The sequence below is a fragment of the bacterium genome (genome assembly GCA_030697795.1).
GTDB lineage: Bacteria > Patescibacteriota > Minisyncoccia > JACQLN01 > JACQLN01 > JACQLN01.
On record JAUYOV010000004.1, the window covers coordinates 79,125 to 101,981 of the forward strand.

The 22,857-nt window shown below is 38.6% G+C and carries 24 protein-coding genes, 1 tRNA gene and 1 pseudogene; 2 read left to right on the forward strand and 24 right to left on the reverse strand.

Annotated features, from left to right (window positions below):
* Positions 1-27 precede the first annotated feature (27 nt).
* The 17 genes from ligA to pilM form a co-directional block, all read right to left on the reverse strand.
* On the reverse strand, positions 28-2,070 hold the full coding sequence (gene ligA / locus Q8Q95_01520; GenBank protein MDP3764279.1) for an NAD-dependent DNA ligase LigA: 2,043 nt from the start codon (positions 2,068-2,070) through the stop codon (positions 28-30).
* Between the two features lie 74 nt (positions 2,071-2,144).
* Positions 2,145-2,513 carry a hypothetical protein gene (locus Q8Q95_01525; GenBank protein ID MDP3764280.1) on the reverse strand — a complete coding sequence of 123 codons (369 nt, stop codon included), beginning with the start codon at positions 2,511-2,513 and terminating at the stop codon, positions 2,145-2,147.
* Positions 2,513-3,058 (reverse strand): prepilin-type N-terminal cleavage/methylation domain-containing protein, encoded by a 546-nt coding sequence (locus Q8Q95_01530; GenBank protein MDP3764281.1) that lies wholly within the window; start codon positions 3,056-3,058, stop codon positions 2,513-2,515. Before Q8Q95_01530 ends, Q8Q95_01525 begins: the two co-directional genes overlap by 1 nt.
* Positions 3,045-3,569, reverse strand: a complete 525-nt coding sequence (locus Q8Q95_01535) for a type II secretion system protein (GenBank protein ID MDP3764282.1) — start codon at positions 3,567-3,569, stop codon at positions 3,045-3,047. Before Q8Q95_01535 ends, Q8Q95_01530 begins: the two co-directional genes overlap by 14 nt.
* A gap of 130 nt (positions 3,570-3,699) precedes the next feature.
* Positions 3,700-4,233 carry a prepilin-type N-terminal cleavage/methylation domain-containing protein gene (locus Q8Q95_01540; protein ID MDP3764283.1) on the reverse strand — a complete coding sequence of 178 codons (534 nt, stop codon included), beginning with the start codon at positions 4,231-4,233 and terminating at the stop codon, positions 3,700-3,702.
* 155 nt (positions 4,234-4,388) lie between these two features.
* Positions 4,389-5,144 (reverse strand): prepilin peptidase, encoded by a 756-nt coding sequence (locus Q8Q95_01545; GenBank protein ID MDP3764284.1) that lies wholly within the window; start codon positions 5,142-5,144, stop codon positions 4,389-4,391.
* Positions 5,145-5,158: 14 nt separating this feature from the next.
* The gene (locus Q8Q95_01550; protein ID MDP3764285.1) at positions 5,159-6,451 is read right to left on the reverse strand and encodes a CARDB domain-containing protein; all 1,293 of its coding nucleotides are present in this window, start codon (positions 6,449-6,451) and stop codon (positions 5,159-5,161) included.
* A 98-nt stretch (positions 6,452-6,549) separates the two neighbouring features.
* On the reverse strand, positions 6,550-7,083 hold the full coding sequence (locus tag Q8Q95_01555; GenBank protein MDP3764286.1) for a prepilin-type N-terminal cleavage/methylation domain-containing protein: 534 nt from the start codon (positions 7,081-7,083) through the stop codon (positions 6,550-6,552).
* A gap of 6 nt (positions 7,084-7,089) precedes the next feature.
* Positions 7,090-7,593 (reverse strand): type II secretion system protein, encoded by a 504-nt coding sequence (locus tag Q8Q95_01560; protein ID MDP3764287.1) that lies wholly within the window; start codon positions 7,591-7,593, stop codon positions 7,090-7,092.
* 133 nt (positions 7,594-7,726) lie between these two features.
* Positions 7,727-8,935, reverse strand: a complete 1,209-nt coding sequence (locus Q8Q95_01565; protein MDP3764288.1) for a type II secretion system F family protein — start codon at positions 8,933-8,935, stop codon at positions 7,727-7,729.
* 116 nt (positions 8,936-9,051) lie between these two features.
* Positions 9,052-10,122, reverse strand: a complete 1,071-nt coding sequence (locus tag Q8Q95_01570; GenBank protein MDP3764289.1) for a PilT/PilU family type 4a pilus ATPase — start codon at positions 10,120-10,122, stop codon at positions 9,052-9,054.
* Positions 10,123-10,314: 192 nt separating this feature from the next.
* Positions 10,315-10,683, reverse strand: coding sequence for a response regulator (locus Q8Q95_01575; GenBank protein MDP3764290.1), 369 nt, complete (start codon positions 10,681-10,683; stop codon positions 10,315-10,317).
* Between the two features lie 158 nt (positions 10,684-10,841).
* Complete coding sequence (locus tag Q8Q95_01580; protein ID MDP3764291.1) at positions 10,842-12,581, reverse strand: ATPase, T2SS/T4P/T4SS family; 1,740 nt, start codon at positions 12,579-12,581, stop codon at positions 10,842-10,844.
* A gap of 218 nt (positions 12,582-12,799) precedes the next feature.
* Positions 12,800-13,102 carry a hypothetical protein gene (locus tag Q8Q95_01585; GenBank protein MDP3764292.1) on the reverse strand — a complete coding sequence of 101 codons (303 nt, stop codon included), beginning with the start codon at positions 13,100-13,102 and terminating at the stop codon, positions 12,800-12,802.
* A gap of 73 nt (positions 13,103-13,175) precedes the next feature.
* On the reverse strand, positions 13,176-13,769 hold the full coding sequence (pilO, locus tag Q8Q95_01590) for a type 4a pilus biogenesis protein PilO (GenBank protein MDP3764293.1): 594 nt from the start codon (positions 13,767-13,769) through the stop codon (positions 13,176-13,178).
* On the reverse strand, positions 13,766-14,338 hold the full coding sequence (locus Q8Q95_01595; protein ID MDP3764294.1) for a hypothetical protein: 573 nt from the start codon (positions 14,336-14,338) through the stop codon (positions 13,766-13,768). Before Q8Q95_01595 ends, pilO begins: the two co-directional genes overlap by 4 nt.
* Before the next feature lie 87 nt (positions 14,339-14,425).
* Entirely contained in the window at positions 14,426-15,538 is a 1,113-nt protein-coding gene (gene pilM / locus Q8Q95_01600) for a type IV pilus assembly protein PilM (protein ID MDP3764295.1), read from the reverse strand.
* A 108-nt stretch (positions 15,539-15,646) separates the two neighbouring features.
* Between pilM and Q8Q95_01605 the strand changes: the two genes are divergently transcribed.
* Positions 15,647-16,309, forward strand: coding sequence for a ComF family protein (locus Q8Q95_01605; GenBank protein ID MDP3764296.1), 663 nt, complete (start codon positions 15,647-15,649; stop codon positions 16,307-16,309).
* 45 nt (positions 16,310-16,354) lie between these two features.
* On the opposite strand, the gene Q8Q95_01610 is transcribed toward Q8Q95_01605, so the two are convergent.
* Entirely contained in the window at positions 16,355-16,813 is a 459-nt protein-coding gene (locus Q8Q95_01610; GenBank protein ID MDP3764297.1) for a hypothetical protein, read from the reverse strand.
* Positions 16,814-16,949: 136 nt separating this feature from the next.
* Here Q8Q95_01610 and Q8Q95_01615 point away from each other — a divergent pair, with 136 nt between their 5' ends.
* Entirely contained in the window at positions 16,950-17,078 is a 129-nt protein-coding gene (locus Q8Q95_01615; protein ID MDP3764298.1) for a phosphoribosyltransferase family protein, read from the forward strand.
* 454 nt (positions 17,079-17,532) lie between these two features.
* Here Q8Q95_01615 and fusA read toward each other — a convergent pair.
* From fusA to Q8Q95_01645, 6 genes and pseudogenes are all read right to left on the reverse strand, one after another.
* A pseudogene (fusA, locus tag Q8Q95_01620) lies at positions 17,533-19,670 on the reverse strand (elongation factor G).
* A 118-nt stretch (positions 19,671-19,788) separates the two neighbouring features.
* Entirely contained in the window at positions 19,789-20,256 is a 468-nt protein-coding gene (rpsG, locus tag Q8Q95_01625; GenBank protein MDP3764299.1) for a 30S ribosomal protein S7, read from the reverse strand.
* Positions 20,257-20,330: 74 nt separating this feature from the next.
* Positions 20,331-20,741, reverse strand: coding sequence for a 30S ribosomal protein S12 (rpsL, locus tag Q8Q95_01630; protein ID MDP3764300.1), 411 nt, complete (start codon positions 20,739-20,741; stop codon positions 20,331-20,333).
* A 235-nt stretch (positions 20,742-20,976) separates the two neighbouring features.
* A complete protein-coding gene (locus Q8Q95_01635) occupies positions 20,977-21,597 on the reverse strand; it encodes a site-2 protease family protein (protein MDP3764301.1) in 621 nt (206 codons plus the stop codon).
* Positions 21,598-22,057: 460 nt separating this feature from the next.
* Positions 22,058-22,128, reverse strand: a tRNA-Pro gene (locus Q8Q95_01640).
* 190 nt (positions 22,129-22,318) lie between these two features.
* Positions 22,319-22,816, reverse strand: coding sequence for a hypothetical protein (locus tag Q8Q95_01645; GenBank protein MDP3764302.1), 498 nt, complete (start codon positions 22,814-22,816; stop codon positions 22,319-22,321).
* Positions 22,817-22,857 lie beyond the last annotated feature (41 nt).

Below are 22,857 nucleotides of genomic sequence, written 5' to 3' on the forward strand. Positions count from 1 at the left end.
AAGTATATATCATATAAGATATATGAGTCAACCGACCATGTTTAAAAACTCACGCTCGGAAATTATTTTTACACCAAGCTTCTCTGCTTTATCAAATTTAGACCCTGCATTTTCGCCGGCAATAACGTAATCGGTTTCTTTGGAAACTGACGATGATACATCTCCGCCCATTAGGCGGATTTTTTCTTTGGCAGAATCGCGCGACAAAGTTTCCAATGTACCGGTTAAAACAAAAGTTTTACCCGCTAATTTTTTGGAGATTTTAGGCGGAGACAAAACAGTAATTTGGCACCTAAGCAACTTGGTAATTAGTTGCCTATTTTCTTTGTTTTCAAACCAAGCTTTAATGCTGGCCGCAGCTTTCTCGCCCACGCCCGGAACTTTTTTTAAGTCTTCCTCACTAGCTAGGGTTAAATTTTCGATACTATTAAAATATACTGCGAGTAAATTCGCTGTCTCCTCACCTACGTGAATTATACCCAAAGCATATATAAACCTAGCTAAAGATATTTTTTTAGATTTTTGTATAGAAGCTACTAGTTTATCAGCCGAGATTTCGGCAAAACCTTCCAAACCTAAAAGATCTTTTGATTCTAATTTAAAAATATCGCTGGAATCTTTAACCAAGCCCTCATCCACCAGCTTATCTACAATCTCGCTACCCAAGCCCACCATATTAAAAGCTTTTTTAGAAACAAAGTGATACAAGCCTTCTCTGTGTTGAGCGGGACATTTTTTATTTATGCATTTACGCGTAGCTTCACCCGCGAGACGCTTAATTTCGCCACTACATACCGGACATTTTCTAGGAAAATAAAATTCTTTAGAATTTTTTGGGCGTAATTTTTTTAAAACATTAACTACGTCCGGAATAACATCCCCCGCGCGTTGCACAATAACCGTATCGCCTATTCTAATATCTAATCTTTTTATTTCATCTTCGTTATGAAGCGTGGCTCTAGTCACATTTACACCGTTAATATCTACCGAATCTAAAACTGCCACCGGCGTTAAAACTCCGGTGCGGCCAACTTGTATAATAATATCTAAAACTTTTGTCGTGGCTTCCTTGCCCGGAAATTTAAAAGCCACAGCTCCGCGCGGAGCTTTACCTACCACGCCTAATTTAGAAAAAATTTGATTATTGTTAACCGAAATAACAAGCCCATCTATCTCCCAAGCCATCTTTTCGCGTTTTTTATAAATCTCGTTCCAAAAATTTGTAACGTCATCTATATTTTTAAGTTCCCTAGCTTCGGAGTCTGTCTTAAATCCTAAAAGTTTTAAAAGTGAATGTTTTTGGCTGTGTTCAGTTTGACCAAGATCTGTTACCAAATCATAAGCCAAAAAATCTAGTCTGCGTTTAGCTACAATAGCTGGATCCAGCTGGCGAACCGTGCCGGCCGCAGTGTTTCTAGGATTGGCGTATTCCGAAAGACCCAGCTTTTTTTGTTCTTGGTTAATTTTCTCAAAAACGGATTTTGTCATAAAAACTTCACCGCGTATTTCAATATCGCCCGCTGAAATTAACTTTAAAACTTCGTTAGAATCTAGCCCAAGTCTTTTTATTTCCGATTCTTTTAACTCGCGCAATTTTAAAGGTATGGCTTGTATTGTTTTTATATTTTCGGTAACATCTTCGCCTGTTTTACCATCGCCGCGTGTGGCGCCAATATTTAAAACTCCTTTTTTATAGGTTAAAGACACGGCAAAACCATCTATTTTAAGTTCGCCCAAAAAATCTAATTTCTCGTTTGGCACAATTTTTGAAATTCTGGCGAGCCACGCTTCAAATTCTTCGGCAGTAAAAACATCTTGCAAGGAAAGCATAGGGACGTGGTGGCCTACTTTTTTAAAAAACGGCAAAGGCTTGCCCCCCACACGCTGTGTGGGAGAATCTGGAGTTATTAAATCTGGGAATTTGCCCTCTAACTCGGAAAGTTCATGCTTTAAGCTATCTAGAGCTGAATCGGAAATTTCTTGTTTATCTAAAACATGATAAAGATAGCGGTGGCGTTCTACCTCCGTTTTAAGTTTTTCTATCCTAATTTTGGCTTGTTTTTTGTCCATAATTGACACTCCTAATATAGCAAACCAAGACAAAAATAGCACCCTTTTTAAGCACGGGTACTATATACGAAAAGTTAGTAGGAAGCTTGAAAAGATCTCTGGACAGAACCCCTGCTACCAGTGCTTTTTACCTTTGTGTCATTACAATTATCAGTATAAGGAGCGATACCATCATCGTCTATATGAACTTCGTAGCCAGCTCCATTACCCATATCTAAATTTGTAAAACTGGCAGGGCTAGGGTCGGGGCTTATTTTGCCCGAACAAACATAAAACATTTTTTCAGCGCCCGAATCCGCCGCAAAAATAGCCGAAATAGAATCATCAACCAATCTTGTTACGCCAATTTGGCTTGTAGTTAAAATTGTAACGCCAAGAGCCGTGGCCATTATGGTGCCCAGTAACAACATGGTTATTAGTAAAGCTATGCCTTGATTGTTCATTAGAGAGCTTCCAAATTACGCGGGGTAACAGTTGTTTGTAAATTTATTGAACTCGCTGTACTAACACCAACTTCTGTATTTTTTATAGAAATAATTATCGTAACCCTGGGCTGTTTAAAATCAGATGCGCCCTTGCCCTTTATAATAAAATCCAATTTCTCTATAGAGACTTCGCTTGAACTTAGGGCCAGAGAAGGGTTAACGCCCGTGCTTTCTTTTATTTGGCTACTATCAAGTTGGTAAGTCACAAGACCCTTGGTTGGGTGATTAATAGCCAAAACGGAACTTGTGCCGTCGGCGGTTTGAATTGTGCTTTGCCTTATGGCCCGCGCCATTATTTCTAAAACATAACGCGCGTTTTCTAAAACTTCCTGCTGATTGACATTTTTTCTTTGCGAGCCCACCGTGCTTACAAAAATAGAACTGACTATAGTTACTACCGTAGAAAAAACCGCCATAGCCACAATTAACTCTATGAGGGTGAAGCCCTCTTTAATTTCTAATTTCCAATTTCTAATTTCTAATTTTTTCTTATTTCCAATCATATAGATGCTCTATAACCATTGTACTTTGATTTAAATTTTTCTCTTTCCAGTCCACAATGCTTTTTATCTCCAAATAACTTACATTGTTTCCAGAAATGGTTTCCATTTTTGTTGTAATTTCTAAATGACTTTTAAAAGAAGTATTGCAAACATAGGCTGGCGACACCGCGTGTTTGTATGTACTACCGCTCCAGTTTAAACATTTTCTAGCCTCACTACTATCAGAAGCATCAACCGATATACTATTGTAATCAACTATGCCCGACAATGTATCTGGGATATCGGTTAACCAGGGCGAGCCCTTTAAATAATTTGTATCCCTAATATTACGAACAACTTCAACACCTTCGGCGGCCAAATGAGCTGCCACCACGCGATCTTTTAAAACCGAGGCTTGCGCCGAACTTTTGGAAATCAAAACCAAAGACCCCACAAAGCCAACAGAAATTACACCAATAGCCACAATAGCCTCGACCAGAGAAAAACCACTTGTTTTGAAATTCCTGTTCATAAAAATGACAAATGACTAAGCTCAAATTTCTAATCAATGACTAATGTCCAATGACCAATAATAAAAATTTTAGAAATTTGACATTTAATAATTTGAAATTGATTTGTCATTAGAAATTAGTAATTAGACATTACTCTACGCTGACTGATCCTTTTGAATTTATATAAATATATTTGCAAAGCGTAATATCTTTTATACCGCAAAGAGTTATGGTGGCACTGGCCAAATCAAGTTCGCTTGTGTTTATGGCAGTTACAGGTAGGGGCGGAATAAAAAATATTTCTAAGGGGCTAGCCGGGCTAACCAAGCTTATTTGGCTAGCCGATAAAATAACGGTTGAAAGCAATATGTCGGAACCTGCATTATAAGCTTTATTTTCGTCACAATCGGCCACCAAACGATATCTATCCGGCAAGGCTGTACTTAAAATTATACCAGAAGGCACAACTTTATTACCCAAGACCCCACAATCTTGTGCAATAGACGATAAAGCCATATTCTGAACTTTTCTTATTTCCTCGGCCAAACGCCTAGTCTCTAAGATAATTTTTCGCTGATCCGCTCCTTTATTGCCTCCGGTAATTACCATAGCCGACAAAAAACCAACTATACCTATAATTATAATTAACTCAATCAAGGTGAAACCGCTTGTTTTGAAATTCATATTCATAAAAATGACAAATGACTAAGCTCAAATTTCTAATCAAATCTAAATGACTAATGTCTAATGATTAAATTAAACTTGGCCTTTAGGCTTTGACATTTGACATTGATTAGTAATTAGAAATTAGGCATTTTTATACTTCACCTGCAACAAAATTAAAACCATACCAACAATAGTTTCTCGTACCACCTTAAAACCGCGTCTCCCCACAAATACGCTACCCAAGCTCCAGTTATTAAAAATGGGCCAAATGGAATTTTACTTTTTAAATTAACCAAGCGAAATATTAAAAGAGGTATGCCTACGGCCGAACCCAAGATATAAGCAAACAAAAGCCCAATTAAACCCACTGGCCAGCCCAGCCATAAACCCAAAAATAAACCCAATTTGGCATCCCCGCCGCCGACCCATTTCCCTTTTGAAAGAAAATATTGCGCAAAGAAAAAGGAAAATATAACCAGCGCCATCAATATATTATTTTCAAAATTCTCTACTTGAAAAAACCATAAGCCAAAAACAACCCATATTGCACCTAAAAAGATAGATCCATTTAAAATTATTAAATTTTTAAGATCGTAAACAAATATAAAGACTGACAATAAAAATATTCCAGCAAGCCAAATAAATTCCGCGCCATTAAATTTTGAAGCTAAAAAATATAAGCCTAAACCAGAAACCAATTCTATTAACGGATACTGCCAACTTATCTTTTTATTACAATAACGGCATTTGCCCAATAAAAAGATAAAACTTAAAACCGGAATCAAATCTAGAAAACCCAACTTATGCCCGCACTTAACACATTCCGATCTTTCAAAAGAAATATTCTTATTTCTGGGAATTCGCCAAAGCAGAGCATTTATAAAACTGCCTCCAATCAAACCAAGAACCAGAGCATACAACTTTATCATTAATATTATTCTAATTATTTAAAAATATTAAATATTTTTTGAAATGACATATCAAAAAAGTTGAATACTCCCGCTGTTCCAGATTTGTTATTGTCCAAAAAAATTACTTTTTTACTTGGCGTAGCTTGGCTAGGTTTTATTTTAAACAAAACAGCTGCAGAATTATTAGTCTCATTTGATTCATTAACCATATTGGTTGTGTCCACTAAAACTTCTATCGTATTGTCCCCCTCTACTGACCAATTGAAATTGGGCATAGTATAAGCAAAATTTAAAACCTTCTTAGGTTTTAAATTGCTTTGTGGTAATTCAGCTATTACCGAATTATCATTTTTATTTCTTACAATTACAACATAACTACCCGATTCAGTTTCACCTAAATTTCTAATCGTAGCCCTGACGTTAACTCTGCTATCGGCTTTGGTATAAGCACTTTTTCGAGGAGATAATGTAATACTATTGATAACTAAATCAGCTGGTTTAGGCAAAATTATATTCAAAGAGACGTTAGTTGAATTATCATCTTCCTTGGATTCAATAATATCGTTGTCTGGATCCACTACAATTTCTAAGTTATTTTGGCCTGCATTAGACCCGTTTAGACTCCTAAGAGTATAAGAAAAATTAACAGATTGACTAGGCTTAAGACCATTCATAATCTGTCGCCCCAAAATAGAACCGTTATTTTTATTCCTAATAACTATTATATAGCTACCTGAATCTCCTTTATCAGTATTCCTTATGACAGCACTGACCCTAACTTGTTCTGATTTTAAATATGCAGGTTTACTAGGAGAAAGGACGGGGTTAGTAAGAGTAAGGTTGGCAAAGCTGGAGACAGCAACAACTTTTCCTCTAGCCCTGCTTCTCTTGCCCATTTCAGATTCTGGATTCCAAGGCCTGCCCCAATCGGAAGATCGAGGTTGATCTGTATAAGAAAGATCTTTTTCTTGTCGGCCAAATGGCTGAGATTTCCATCTGTTAAAATCTTGCTCGGCCGCTTGACCAAATCCCCCCCACTGGTTATTTGTATTAGCCGTAGTAGAATAAGGATCCCAAGGTTCCCCCCCCGTCCACACCGAAGCCCTGTCCTTCATCCACTTATATGCCTGATTATAAGTTACTGCGTTTGGATGCATACTTGATCCCCCCAACTGATATGTCTTTACTAACTGATATAATTCAAACGGCGTTAAATTATAAATCCAACCCAAAGAGGGATCGTCTGTACCTATCGGATCGGCAAAAACAGATACGGGTACAAATAAAAACAAACTAACAAACAAAAGGAGAAGTGCTTTTTTCATAATTTTTGAAAATTAGACATTAATACAATCTATTGTAACACAAAAACGCCTTCGATTTTTGGTCAAAGGCGTTTTTAAAAATAAATATTTATCTATATCTATGGCGATAAACAATAAACAAAGTCTTCGCAATCAATGCCATAAACCGTGCCGTCCCTATCTGTATTTAAAGCTGAATTTGGCGTTTCTAACAAAGAAGCAATAACGTATTTTTGAGGGTTGGAATCGTTATCTACCGCATAAGTGTAGCTATTACCCGAAGAATCGGCCGGCATATTTGTAATATAGGTAGTGCCGCCACAAGCCATTGGGGTAGCTACCGCTGGAAAAGTAGAGGCCGACAGATATTTGCCTATATCGTTATAGCAAAACTCTAAAGCTAAGGCTATTTGCCTGACATCGCCCAATCTTTTAGCATCTCTGGCTTTGGCTCTAGCCGAATTTAACGAAACCAAAACCACTGTGGCTAAAATACCAATAATGGTTATAACCACCAAAAGTTCCACCAAAGTAAACCCAGCACGCGAATAGCGCGCCTGCGCCCTTTGGGCTACGGCAACACGAAAGCGCCCACACGAATTTCTATTCGCGTCATTCGAGTGTATTCGCGTATTGGTGTCGCGTCTGTTCATTAAAAACTAGGGCTTTACGTCGTAAATAGGATCGGTTCCAGCAAAGTCCGCAGGGCTACCAGTACAAGCAGTACCAGCTGCAGCATCAGCATCGCTACTAAAAGCAGTGTTACCAGCATTCTCTAAGGTAGAACCTAAATGATAGCTAGAACAAGAATCGCCCGAACCCAAAGCTGCGTAAGAATAAACAGCGGCGCTTTGAGGATCTTTTGGCACAGCACTAACAAAACCTCCGGTAACCAGAAGAGTTAATGAATCAAGAACTGTGCTACTAATAGCTGGGTAATCTTGGCCCGTATCGGCGGCAGCGCCGTCATGGCCTTGGTTAGAATCGTAATAGCTTTCTAAAGCCAAAGAAAGTTGGTGCAAATCGGCAATTCTTCTAGCATCCCTAGCCTTGGACCGAGCGCTGTTTAACGAAACCAAAACCACCGAAGCCAAAATACCAATAATGGCGATAACAACCAACAACTCGACCAAAGTGAAACCTAAACCTTTATTTAACTTCATTGACTTATACATTTTATCTTTGTTTAATTTTTTAATTTTGAAAGATTAACCAGCGACACTAATTACTAATAACACACGAATCTACGAATGAATTTTATTCGCGTCATTCGAGTGTATTCGCGTATTGGTGTCGCTACAGGCTACTGCTTAGATTATATATCGGAAGTAAAATAGCTGCAACTAAAACCCCTGCGGCAATACCCAAAATCAATATTAAAAGCGGCTGAATAAGCGAGGTTAGGTTTTCCATTATGTTATCCACATCTTTTTGGAAAAAAGTAGCTATTTTGGTGAGTAAAACGTCTAACTTGCCTGTCTGTTCGCCTATCATAATCATTTGAGAAACTAGGGGCGGTATATCTTTCTCTGCAGAAAAAACAGAATTTATAGTGTTACCCTTCCTTACTTCTTCCCTAGCTTTTAATATTATAGTTTTAAAAACAAAATTTCCCACTACGTCCGCGGTTATAGTTAAAGACTGAATTATGGGAATACCCCCTTTAATTAGCGTGCCTAAGTTTTCTGAAAACCTGGCTAAATAAATTTTCCTAAATATTCCCCCAAAGATTGGCAAATGCAACTTAATTTTATCCCAAGTGTCCTGGCCTTTTTTTGTTTGAAGCGTATACCAAGTGCCTACGCCCAGCCCGCTCAATATTAAAAGTGCCAGCCACCAATAATTTCTCATAAAATCGCTTAGGCCTATTATGGCTCTTGTTATAACAGGTAACTCTTGACCTGATTCCAGCAAAACTCCGGTAAGTTGAGGAATAACAAAAATCATCATAACAGCTCCCACAATAACCAAAGAGGCCACAACAAAAATTGGATAGGTTAGCGCGCCTTTAACTTTTTTGTTTAAGTCGTAAGATCTTTCTTCGTGATCCGCCAAATAATTAAGAACCTCTTGCAATCTGCCCGAAACTTCTCCGGCTTTCACCACCGAAACATAAAAAAAAGAAAAAACTTTAGGAAATTTTTCCAGAGATTGAGAAAAAGCAGTGCCAGAATCAACATCGGAAGCTACTTCTTTAATTATTTTTTTTAAAGCCGGCGCAGACTGTTCCGACAATGTTCGTAAAGCCTGAACCAAAGGCACCTGCGCATCAAAAAGAACAGCAAGTTGTCTAGAAAAAATTACGAGGTCCTGATTTTTTACTTTATTAAAAAAAGGCAACTCACCGCTTAAACTTAAAGCGAAGCCTTTTTTTTCTTCGATGATTTCCAAAATAACCAACCCATAGCGATGCAAGGTTTCTAAAGCTACGTCTTTATTGGGAGCTTCTACCACACCGGTTTGAATAGCTCCTTGGGCTGTTCTGGCTTGATAATTGAACTTCATATAATATGCTAATCAACAAATTATGCGAATGATACGAATATTTTATACGAACTTTAATAACCTGTATTCGTTATTTTATTTGTATAATTCGCATACATTCGTATATTGGTATATTATTAACGCGATAGTAAAGTAGAGAGTTCGGACGGATTTAGCGAATATATTTCCGCATTTTCTAGCGATATCTGCCCTTGTCTAACTAATTCTGAAAGCGATCTGTTTAAAGAAATCATACCTTTATCTGTGCTGGTTTCTATAACTAAATCTATTTGATGTATTTTATTTTCTCGAATTAAATTTCTAACGGCATAATTAGCTATCAAAACTTCCACGGCCGGCACTAAACCGCCATCTACTTTAGGCACCAAGCGTTGAGAAACTATACCCAAAAGAGCACCAGCTAATTGCAATCTTATTTGAGCTTGTTGTTCCGGCGGAAAGCTATCTAAAATTCTATCTACAGTCTGCGAGGCTGAATTTGTATGCAACGTGGCAAAAACTAAATGGCCCGTTTCGGCGGCTGTAACGGCTGTAGCAATAGTTTCTTTGTCTCTCATTTCGCCTAACATAACCACATCGGCATCCTGCCTAAAAATAGACCTTAACGCCCTGTTAAAACTTAAGGTATCCATACCAACTTCGCGCTGTTCTATAATGGCGCGATCCGGCGTAAAAATATATTCTATCGGGTCTTCTATGGTAATTATATGATCCGAACGCTTATGATTTATTTCATCTATTAAGGCGGCCAAGGTGGTTGACTTGCCATGCCCTGTGGGGCCAGAAACAATTACGAAGCCTTGGCTGGGCCTAGTAAAATCTTTTAAAACATGGGGCAAACCCAGTTCATCTATACTTTTTATTTTGTGGGGAATCAGTCTTAAAGCCGCAGAAGTATAACCTTTTTGAATATAAATATTGGTCCTGAATCTTATTTTATCTTTAAAGCTAAAGGCAAAATCTATTTCCTTAAATTTTTTAAAACGCAGTTTTTTTTCTTCATCCATCAAGGCTAAACACAACCCTTCGGAACGTTCGGGGGTTACAATCTGTTTTTGAGCCAGTTGAATCAGTTCGCCATCAACACGCAACACCGGCGGACGGCCGGGCGCAATATGCAAATCGGACGCCCCTTGTTCGGCCGCCACAAGCATTAACTCTTCTATTTCGCGTTGATAGTTATCCATGCCAATTTTGTCTGCGAGAGTAGCGAGCAGTTACAAAATTGAGCACCCCGCCCTTTAGGTTAATAATATATAATGCGAGTAAATTATTTTTTATCAAACTTGATTTCATATCTAATTATCTAATTAGACTATTTTTATTCAAAGGGCGGGGTAAGGTTTCGCGACCAATCGCTCCGCTCTTGGGCCAAGCCCTTACTTTAAAATATCTTTAACCTTCGCCACTACTTCTGTAGGCGTAAAATGCGCCTTTATAATATAACTTTGCGCGCCTAGTTCCAAACCTCTTTTAACATCGCTGTCTAAACCTAAATTGGTAAGCATTACCACCGGAATTTTTGCCATAACAGGATCAGATTTTAATATTTTTAAAACTTCAAAACCATCTTTTTTTGGTAAAACAATATCTAAAAGAATAAGTTCGGGCATAATTTCTTTGGCTTTAGCCAGACCCATTTCTCCATCTTGAGCCACAACCACATCAAAACCAACCTCTTTAAATTTTGTAGAGTACATATCCAAAAGAAACGGGTCATCCTCCACAAGTAATATCTTATGTGACATATTATAATATCTAATTCCTAATTTCTAATAAAATGCCTAATATCTAAACCCTAATGACAAATCAATGCCAAACGATTGAATGTCAAAGAAATAATAATTTATAATTAGTCATTTGGATTTGATTGGACATTTGTTATTAGAAATTTGTCATTTCAAATTTACTCTTCTACTACTCTCAAAACTTCTTCAATAGAAACCAGCCCCACCAACGCTTTCATTATACCATCCTGTTTCATGGTAATCATCCCCTGTCTTTTGGCCTCTTCAGCTATAATATAATCCGATAGTTCCTTGCTTAAAATAACCTTTTCCATTTCTTTATTCATTTCGATAGCTTCAAAAATAGCCAGTCGGCCTTTGGTACCTTTATGACCACAAGTAGCGCAACCCTTAGCTTCAAAAATCTTATACGGTTTTTTTATTCCATATTTTTCGGCTTCGGCTTCGGGCACCTCGGCCAAGGTTTCGTTAACCACCTTAGAAAATTTATCTGGCAAAGCCATCGGCTTAGCGCAGTCTTTGCACATCTTTTTAACCAATCTTTGAGCCATGCCGGCCACCAGCGTAGATGGAATCAAAAATTTATCTACATCCATATCCACCAAGCGGGGTATTATACCCACCGCATTATTAGTGTGAAGCGTAGAAAAAACTAAGTGCCCCGTTAAAGCAGCATGCGTAGCTAAACCGGCAGTTTCTTTATCGCGAATTTCGCCTACCATAATAATATTAGGATCTTGCCTTAAGATGCTCCTTAAGCCCGAAGCAAAAGTGTACTCAATTTCGGGTTTGATTTGAGATTGGTTAACGCCCGGAATATAATATTCCACCGGATCTTCCAAAGTAATAATATTGACGCCTTCTTTATTTACATAATTAAGCGTGGTGTAAAGCGTAGTAGATTTGCCAGAACCAGTGGGACCCGTAATTAAAATAACGCCGAAGGGGTTTTTAATAGCTCTTTCATAAATTTCTAAACTTTTTCCAATCAAACCTAAATCCGTAAAATTTCCTACACCCGCGTTGGGATCTAAAATTCTTAGAGCAATTTTTTCACCAAAAGTCGTGGGCAAAGAAGAAACCCTAAAATCCACATTGTTGGCGCCAACCTTAGTGCGAAACCTACCATCCTGGGGAATTCTAGTTTCATCTATTTTAAGGTTAGATAAAACTTTTATACGGCTGATTATGGCGTTATGCGTGCTTTTGGGCAGTGTCATTGATGAATGCAAAGCGCCATCTAAACGAAAACGAATTCTCGTTTCATTTTCTAGCGGTTCTATGTGAATATCGGAAGCCTTGCCTTCGACTGCATACCGAAGCATAACCGCCACAACTTTAGTTATGGGAGCTTCGGCGGCTAGCTGTTCAACTTTTTCGCCGGTAAATTCCTCTGTACCAAGTTTTTCGACATCTTCGATTAATTCTTGATTTAACTGTTCAAGGGCGCTGGTAACCTCTTTACCAAGATTTCTATACTTTTGAGAAACATTGGCAAAATCAGAATCTAAAATAACATAAACATTGGGCATGAAACCATTTTTTACAGAAATAAACTTTAAAGCTTCTCTGCCCTCAACATCATCCGGATCAACCATGCCCACTATTAAATTGTTGCCATTTTTCTCTACTGGTAAAAACTTATAATGCAAAACGGCGTCTTCGGGCAAAAGCTGTAGAACCTCTGGCGGAATATTTTTGCCGGTAAGTTCAAGCAGGGGTAAACCCATAATAGCGCTTTTGGCTTTAAGAAATTCCGCTGGTTTTATTAAAAAATTCTTTAATAAAATTTGCTCTAATTCCGCCACATTGCTAAGCGCAGATAGAGCCAGCGATTTAGCCTGGCTCTCTTTAATTAAATTATTGTCTATAAGATATGCAATTAATTTTTCTAGCATGTGCCTTTTTTGTCTAAATTTTAGAGCTTCTTTGTAGCGAATAAAATTTAGCTACAAAAGAGAGCACCCCGCCCTTTATATCAACTATAATTGTTTTGATTAAATTTATTTTCACTAGATTTGATTTCGTGCTTATTTTTTATATATTTTGCTTAAAGGGCGGGGTTAGGTTTGGCAACCAAGAAACGTTCACTTCGTTCCGTTTCTTGGGCCAAGCCCTAATCTGAGAATGGATTACTTTTTCCTGTTGTTTGCGTTTCTATGGGCACACCTGGGGGTATTTGCAAACTTTTAAATCTTTCATCTTCTAAAATTTTAACTTTTAAATCCGAAACCTGATCAGCCACTGTGGCGCTGGGAGTTCCAGCTACAACTGCGCTTTGTTCTGGTTGAACTGGCGGAGGCGAGCTACTGCCAAAAAAACCAAAGTAAAGAATCCCAAAACTAACCAAAACCAAAACTCCAAAAACTGCTAATAAAATCCTTTTCTTTTTTATTTCTTTTGTGACAATTACAGCCAAGTTAGCTTTTAGCTTTTAGCTTTTAGCTTTCTAGAAAGATTTTCTAAAAAGCTAAGGGGCTAGGAAGCTAATATTATTTCTTAAGAATATATGTTTTCATGCCGATATTATAATCTATGGCGGGGTCAATATTGGGCAAACTTTCTCCTTCAGCTGTTTTCTTTTTTGTTATAGAAAAAGAAATCTGGCCGACATCTATGATTCTTAAACTTTTTTGCACCGCCGCCAACCAAGATTTAAAAGAAGAATAAGTGCCCGAAGCATTTATATTTATGAGCAACTTACTTATGGTTTCTTTGGATACAGTTTGGCCCCTGCGGTTAGAAGTAACACCTGTAGTTTCGTTGGGGGCTTCAATATTTACAGAGACCAAGCTAAGACCATTTTGGTTGGCTAAGCTTTCCATAATGCTTATTAATTCCGGCTTAAATTCAGAACTGGGAATAGCTTGCTCTAACCGCTCCACATTACTTTTTTGAGAATCTAAAACTTGGTTTATAGAATTTAATTTTTCAATAATTTTTTTCTCCAATTCTATAGAGGTCTTTTTTAAACCAACCTCTTTTCTTAAAGTTGAAACATCACCCCAGGTTGGTAGAAGCAAGAACCACACAACTAAAAAGGCGCCGGCAAAAACAATTGAATTAATTATTAACTTGCTATTCATTTCTTAATTATAAGGTCTTTAGCAAACACAATCTTTAAACCAAAATTAACTTTGCCCTCGGCCGACAAGGCAATGTTGGAAGACATCACTGAAACAACATGGGGCGTATCTTCAAGAATTTTGATCTGTTGAGCTAAAGCGGCATAACTGGGAGCCGCACCCGACATATTTATAATATTATCCGCATCGGAAGCTTCTAATGTTTTAAAAGTTATGGAATTTAGGGTTTTAGCCTCCAATACCTCAAAAAATAACGTCCAGTATTTATGCTCATCTAAAACTCCCTTAAAAATTTCTAAAACTGAATTTAAGTTTTTTAAACGATTTTCCAAACTAACATCTCTTTGGCTGGTCAAATTTTGTAATTCGGTATTGAAAGCTTTGGCTTGATTACTTAACTGATACTTCCAAAAATAAAGGCCACCGGCCACCACAAGAAGTAAGGCTATAAAACCCAAACCCAACTTTGAAAGAGCACTTAACTCTATATCTGGTTTTTTAAAAGAAGAAAACTTGGGCAAGCCATCGCCACCCGATTCTTCTTTTGGAATTAATGAAATATTTTCCATACTTTTCGCTAATATACGAATTGATTCGAATATACTAATAAGAATTCATTCGCTATATTAGTGTTGATTAGTTATATTGGCGAAAACTCATAGTCCTCGCATAGCCAGTCCAATCGAAACCGCTAAATTTGAACCCAGCTCACGCCTTAAAGTTTGTTCTAGAACAGCCTCGTATTTAATCTTGCCCAGCGGATTGCCCACGGTCACAACCACGCCCAACTTCTTGCTAAGATACTCTGCCATCCCCGGCATATTAGCGGTGCCACCTGTTAAAATTATTTTATCTATTTTCCTGTTCTCTTTCTTGCTAAAAATACTCTCCATCCTTTCTATTTCGCTAACCAACCTATCCACAAAAGGACCAATCACTTGAGCCAGACCCTTGTCGCTAGCCGCCATGGCTACGCCCGAACCCTTTTTTAGTTCTTCGGCTCTTTTGGTATCAACATTTAAGCTATGCCCAATGATCTTGGTTAATTCTTTGCCAGAAAGATCAGCACTGTGGCTCATAAAAATAAAACCTTTATGCAAAATTGTTAAATTTGAACTTCTGGCGCCCATGTCTACTAGCATAATAGAGCTTGGATCGCCTCCAGCCAAAGAGCGGGCCAAACTAAAACTTTCGGATTCCAATGAGGCAAGTTTTAAACCAGCCCCCACAGCTATTCTTTGATATTTAGAAACAACTTCTTTAGGTACAGCAATAAGCAGCACCATTATTTTTTCTGGACGATTCTGGTTAACACCCACAGGAGCTTCTCCAGCTTTTAAAGCAGTAGTGGTTTCTTCGTGCGGCAGAACTATCCAATCCAAAACAACTTCCGATAACGGCACAGGAATATACGACCGAGCTTCAAAGGGTACTGCGCTTTCTAATTCTTTTTTATCCAAATTCGGTAACTCCATAACCGTAAGAAAACTAGAAAAAATAGGAATAGACATAACTGCTGTATCCGCCTTGATCTTTGTTTTTTCTAAAAGCTGTTTTATTAGCGCAGAAACATCACCCTCGGCTACCTTTAAACCAGAGGGAATACTTGAACCATTGGTTATCTCTCCAAAAAAATCGGAATCTGAAATTAATCCGTAATTAGCCAACTTAATGAGGTTATCTTCTTTTTCTAGTTCGACGATCTTGATGGAGGAAGTACCAACATCAACGCCAAGCTGGCGCCGGATTTTACGACTAAATGGCCACATAAATAAAATAGGTTTCCTTGTTAAAATTATAGCACTATTCCTAAATAAACTTAGGTTACGCGGTTATCCCCAATAGTAAAATTGATGGTATTAGCATATTTTTAAAGCATGATGATATCAAAGAAGATTGATTCTCTATTATTTCCGTCATTTTGCATAAACTGCAAAAGCGATACACCCGAAGAACCGCCGAGTTTGCGCTGGCTATGTTTAAACTGCCATAGGTTATTGATAACTAAATGGGAAAAAGTTTCTTTTAAGCCAGATATTAGCGAAAGCTATTATATTTTTGATTACCAAAAAGATAAGCTAGCTAAAAAACTAATTCATACACTAAAATACGATTTTGTTAAAGAAATCGCCGATACTTTTAATGTAGGTATAGAAAGCGAGCGTATTAATTTTAGAAGGCTAGTGTTTGATTTTATTGTGCCGGTTCCCTTACATAGACGACGCTTAAAAGAACGGGGATTTAACCAGAGCGAATTAATTGCTAAAAAAATTAGCGAGATAACAGAAAAACCAATAATTGATAATATTTTAAAAAGGAAAAAATACCGTAGGCCCCAAATGGAAGTTAAAAACCGCGAAGCTAGAATAAAAAACACTCAAAATATATTTGAGTGTGTCCAACACCAGGTGTTGGACAATAAAGTAGTTTTGCTGATAGACGATGTGGCTACAACTGGCGCTACCTTAAAAGAATGTGCCCGCGTTTTAAAAAACGCAGGCGCACGTAGTATTTTGTCGTTTACACTGGCGCAGGATTAAAAAAGAGGCGGTTTGTTTTCCGCCTCCTATCAACTTGGATACTTTTTAGGGCTCAGTATACACACCTTGGGGATAGCGCTCTGACTGAAAAAAAGGAACCGGCATCTCACACTCTTCTGCATGAACTAATTGCGCCGCTCGAGTAATGAGGGTAGAAGCAATCAATGCCACTGGACGGTGAAGATAAATAAATCCCCTTCGGAATTCCACTTTCATCATATCAAACATTCTACAACCAGATCCATAGCCCCATACACCAGTGTTCTGGGGACCAGCCGTTATACATAATTCCCAACTATTGAGCCCCTCTTGACCTAAAGGAGCAGAACATAAAATAAAATGCTTTAGTTCTTTTTCATCGCAAACAGCTATAATGCCTAACTCTTCTGCTAGTTCCCGAACCCGATAATGTCCATAAAAAATACGCTCGTATTCCTGTCCCACTCCTTGTTTTTCGGAAAACTCCTCAAAAAGCATCTTGGGAATATCTGTTATAGAATACACGGCTATATTCTCCTTGTTTAAAATGAAAAAACTATCCTTTTCTGTTTACCAACAAAATACCATCTCCAACCATACCCGTCAATTCAACTTAGCATGAGCTTGCGATCGCAAGCTCGGGTGTGTCCAACACCAGGTGTTGGACACTAAAGTAATTTTGCTGGTGGACGATGTGGCCACCACCGGTGCCACATTAAAAGAGTGCGCCCGCGTTTTAAAAAACGCGGGCGCAGATAGAATATTGTCGTTTACATTGGCGCAGGATTAAAAAGGGATTGCCGTCTTTTTGGCAACCCCCTAGGTTTTACTTCTAGCCGTCACCGCGGCAGTCAGGGCAACACTGTTGATCGTCTAGATGCTCGACACGAATTGCGCGTCCGCATCCTCCTTTGCAACGCTTGGCAAAACGGCTGATCAGCAGAAATCTTTCATCTGCTAATTCATTTTCGCCAAGCCATTGATTTTTGCTCTGTGCTGGCGACTGTTCATTACTCGTTGGTTGCCTAGTCAAATGACCCATACTTGGCCTCCTTTTTTAGGTTTAAAAAACTATCCTCTGCCGTTCCCCAAAAAACTACCACCTCCAACCCCAGCCGTCAAATAGATATACCGAGATAGCGATCGCTATCTCGGTATATACTAAATTTTATTTTTTATTATTTTTTTCTGTCCAACACCTGGTGTTGGACAATAAAGTAGTTTTACAAAATCGGGACATTGTTCTATTTCTTTCTTCCCGAGATTATTTCTTCTGCAACATTTCTTGGTACTTCTTCATAGTGAGAGAACTCCATCGTATAAGACGCTCGGCCTTCGGAAAGAGAACGTAACTGCGTGGAATAACCAAACATTTCTGACAAAGGCACTTTAGCGTCTATAACTTTTAAAGCCGAATCGCCCACCGCGCCAGAACCGCCCCGAGCGGTCATTTGTTCTATGCGAGCGCGCTTAGAAGATAAATCGCCGGTAACTTCGCCCAAAAACTTTTCGGGTACAATAACTTCTACTTCATAATAGGTTCCAGCAAAACGGGACTGGCTCTTTTAGCGCCTTCCTGAAAAGCCATACTGCCCGCAATTTTAAAAGCCATTTCCGAAGAGTCTACATCGTGGTAAGAACCATCATAAAGCGTAACTTTAACATCTACCACGGGGTAACCCGCCATTACGCCCTTATCTTTTGATTCCTTGATGCCTTTTTCAACCGCTGGAATAAATTCTTGAGGAATAGCACCGCCTTTAATGGCATCAACAAATTCAAAACCACCGCCACGAGGTAACGGTTCCACTCTTAAACGCACATGGCCATATTGACCACGGCCACCCGACTGGCGAATATATTTGCCTTCGGCTTCGGCTTCGGCTTTTACAGTTTCTTTATAAGCCACCTGCGGCCGGCCCACATTGGCGTCTACTTTAAATTCCCGTTTCATTCGGTCTACGATAATTTCTAAATGAAGCTCGCCCATACCGGCAATTAAAGTGTCGCCAGTTTCTTCATCGCCTTTTATTCTAAAGGTTGGATCTTCATCGGCTAGCCTGTGTAACGCCAAACCCATTTTTTCTTGATCGGCTTTGGTTTTAGGTTCAATCCGCACAGATATAACCGGTTCGGGAAAAACTATTTGTTCTAAAATTATTGGCTGAGCTTCATCGCAGAGCGTGTCGCCGGTTTTGGTATATTTTAAACCAACGGCCGCACCGATTTCACCAGCAAAAATTTCTTTAACATCTTCGCGGTGGTTAGCGTGCATTCTTAAAATACGGCCTATTCTTTCTTTTTGGTTTTTATTTACGTTTAAAACATAAGAACCCGATTCTAACTTTCCGGAATATACTCTAAAAAAAGTTAGCTGGCCCACAAATGGATCGCTCGCCACTTTAAAAGCTAAACTCGAAAACGGAGTTTCATCTTTAGCTTCACGCTCTTCTTCGGTATTGGTTTTTGGATTAACACCTTTTACCGGTGGCAAATCGGATGGGCTGGGTAAATAATACAAAACTGCGTCCAACATAAACTGCACACCTTTATTTTTTAGAGCTGAACCACACAAAACTGGAATAATTTGGCCAGAAATTGTAGCTTCGCGCAAAGCTTTTCTTAATTCGGCTAAATTTGGTTTTTCGCCAGCCAAGTAGCGTTCCATTAAAGCATCATCGGTTTCAACAATTTTTTCTACAAGTTCGGCGTGGTATTTTTCGGTCTCCGCTTTTAAGTTTTCTGGGATTTCTATTTCTACAATTGTTTCACCATGTTCGCCTTCAAAATTGTAGGCCTTCATTTTTATTAAATCTATAATACCTTCAAAATTTTCTTCTAGGCCGATGGGAATTTGTATCCTGACAGCTTTGTCGGTTAACCTATCTAAAATAGAAGCGTAAGAACGCTCAAAAGAAGCTCCCATACGGTCTAGCTTGTTTATAAAACAAACCCTAGGCACTTTATATTTATCGGCTTGGCGCCACACAGTTTCGGATTGAGGTTCTACACCGGCCACGCCATCAAACACAACCACAGCACCATCTAGCACTCTTAAAGATCTTTCTACTTCCACGGTAAAATCCACGTGCCCAGGCGTATCTATAATATTGATACGCATTTCTTTATCTTTATTTTTTGAACCTAATACCCTATCTTCGCTTGGTGTCCAAAAACAAGTTGTAGCGGCTGCGGTAATGGTAATACCGCGTTCTTGTTCCTGTTCCATCCAGTCCATAATAGCTTCGCCTTCATGAACTTCGCCAATTTTATGAGAAACGCCGGTGTAAAACAAAACACGCTCGGAAACAGTTGTTTTTCCGGCATCAATGTGAGCCACAATACCGATATCGCGAGTGCGTTCTATGGGATAATCTCTCATAAATATACTAATCTACAAATTGATACGAATTATACTAATGATTTAACGAATTCGTTTTATATTCGCATTATTCGTTAAGCTTATTCGTAGCATTCGCATAGATTCGTATATTGGTATATTACCAGCTGAAATGCGCAAAAGCCTTATTAGCTTCGGCCATACGATGAGTGTCGTTTCTTTTTCTAATAGCGTTGCCTTCGTTCTTGGAAGCCAAAATAATTTCTTCGGCTAATTTTTTATCTATAGATTTTCCTTTGCCATTTCGCGCCGCCGTAACCAACCAGCGCATAGCTAAGGTTAACTTTCTTTCACCCCGAACTTCGCGCGGCACTTGATAATTAGCGCCACCTATTCTACGAGATTTAACCTCTAAATGAGGCATAACATTTTTAACAGCTGTTTCAAAAATTTCCAAACCCGGTTTGTTTTCTTTCTTTTCTACATTGGCTAAAGCCGTATAAAAAATCTTTTCGGCTACTCTTTTTTCGCCATCTTGCATTATTTTATTTATAAATTGAGAAACCAAAACACTGCCGTATTTAATATCCGGCTTAATATCGCGTTTGATGTTTATTTTTCGTCTCATGAACTAGCTTTTAGCTTTTTAGCTACTAGCTTCTTAGATTTTTCTAAAAAGCTAAAACCTAGAAAGCTAATTTCCTATTTGGGAGCTTTGGCTCCATACTTGCTCCTTCTTTGCATTCGGCCTTCTACACCAGTAGTATCCAATACACCACGCACAATATGATACCTAATACCCGGCAAATCTTTAACCCTACCGCCCCGCATCATCACCACCGAGTGTTCTTGCAAATTGTGGCCAATACCTGGGATGTAGGCTGTGACTTCCATACCATTAGATAACCTAACACGGGCAATTTTACGCAAAGCCGAGTTAGGTTTTTTAGGTGTCATGGTTCTAACCGAGATACACACACCTCTTTTAAAAGGAGAATTAAAATATGAATACCTGTTTTTTAAGCTATTGAACGCAAAAGTAAGCGCTGGAGATTTGGATTTGCGCTTAGAAGTTTTTCTATTTCGTTTTATTAACTGATTTATTGTCGGCATATTTTGCTCATGAGACACGCTTGATTATAAAGGCCAGCCCTTGGAATCAAGGTCTGACCTTGGCACTACTTAAATACTAAGGATTTAAACTGAAGTCATTATAGATTAAAAGAGGGCTTGGCGCAAGGGCTTTCGTACACCGAGCATACGATCGTAAGCTCGGTGTATATATCCAAATAATGTAAAAAATAAAAAAAGATAATAGTAATTAACTAAAAAACAAGGTCAAGATACTCTATGCCATCAAGGGAAACCCAGTTATAAAGCGAAAAATAATAGGTATTATAGGTGTAACTAGAGGGAATAAAAAAAATATAAAAATAAGAACCAAAAACATACCGTATCTTTCTAGCATGTTAAGCTGTCTTTCGTATTTATAAGGCAAAACAGCGGCTAAGATTTTAGAACCATCTAACGGCGGTATCGGCACTAAATTAAATAAGCCCAAAAGAATGTTTATATAAACTATAAGTGAAATAGCGATAGCTGTTTGAGCCGGAATGATAGGAATAAATCTAAGGGCCAATCCAAAAGCCAAAGCTATAGTAAAGTTTGATACAGGGCCAATGCCAGCCACCAGTGCCGGACCCCATTTTTGGTTTTTTAAATTATAGGGATTATACGGCACAGGTTTAGCCCAGCCAAAAATAAAGCCTCCGCCTATATAAGAAAGTAAGGGCACCAAAAAAGAACCCATAAAATCCAAATGTTTTAAAGGATTAAAACTTAAACGGCCGAGATCGCGAGCGGTGTTATCGCCCAATTTTTTAGCCATTAAGCCGTGCGAAACCTCGTGCACCACTACGGACATAATAAGCACGGCCAAGTTGAATATTAGAAGCACTGTTTGATCCATTTTAAAATATATGTTAGTGTAGTTTTCATAATAATAGCATAAGGAGAAAGAAAGTTAGAGTTTTTGAAACTCTAAACCCTAATTCCTAAAAGCTAAAAGCTATTCGGATGGTTTGTCCAACATGTAAGAAAACCAGTGGTTTTAGAATCAAACGCGTATTGTTACGCGGTCATTATAATCCAACCGTAAAACAAAAACAGCACCCTAACCTACAATGGGTTCGTATTGGCATAGGAAAAAGAATTAAAGTTTGCGCCAGCTGTTTAAAAGCTTCTCAAAAGAATCCAAATTATTTTAGAAAAATAGCCCCAAAGTTGTATAAGTAAAAAAATATCCCGACACCAGTGTCGGGATATTTTTTGTTGTTGTCGGGCACATTCACTTTGCTGTGCCAAGTTTGACTTGGTCGGGCTGCGGGGAATCGAACCCCGTCTGCAAGTTCCTGGGAATTTTAATTTTGTCGGGGTAGGCGGAATCGAACCGCCGCTACAAACACCCCATGCTCGCGGGCTACCACTACCCCATACCCCGTTACCGCCAAAATTACGAAAATAAATTCTCTAAAATTCCCATTTAAACAAAGACATTTGTTTAAATCCCCCAACTCGCGCCTGCCCTGTAGAGAACCGAAAGTTCTTCAACTGGGGTATTACCTATCGTTTGTCTCCCAGACAAACGACTACGACAGCCCGAATTCTATTGAAGCCTCACTTCGATAGAATTATTTACCATGCCCGAAGCCACCCACACGTATTGAGAAACTATCGGCTATATCAAAACCCCGCCTGTCTCTAACAGGAAAATCTTGAACCAAATTATAAATAGCATCGCCGTTGTCTTTATGCAAAACTACATAAAGCCTTTGACCTTGTTTATATTCTTTTACTAAGTCCACCGGAACATAGGTGTGCGTGCCTGCTTCCAAAAAACGGCTGGTGCCAACCAAAGTATCGTATTTGTTGTAAACGTCTTCATATACTGCCACAAACCCTGGCCAATCCAGTGTGGCTTTGTCTACATAGATTCTGTTTTCAATTATAACGTCATCCTTATAAGGTTTTTGATCTATAGCTTTAACTATGGGCACTACATCGGCTATGGCCAAATTAGGCGTGGGATTAGCCCATTCGCGTAGTTTGATCACGCCAAAATACAAACCGAGGATTATAAGACCGAAAAACAAAGCGTAAAACGGAATTTCAAATCTGATTTTTTTCATAAGATTTAAGCAAATTATAATACTGTTTCCAGACTTAAGCA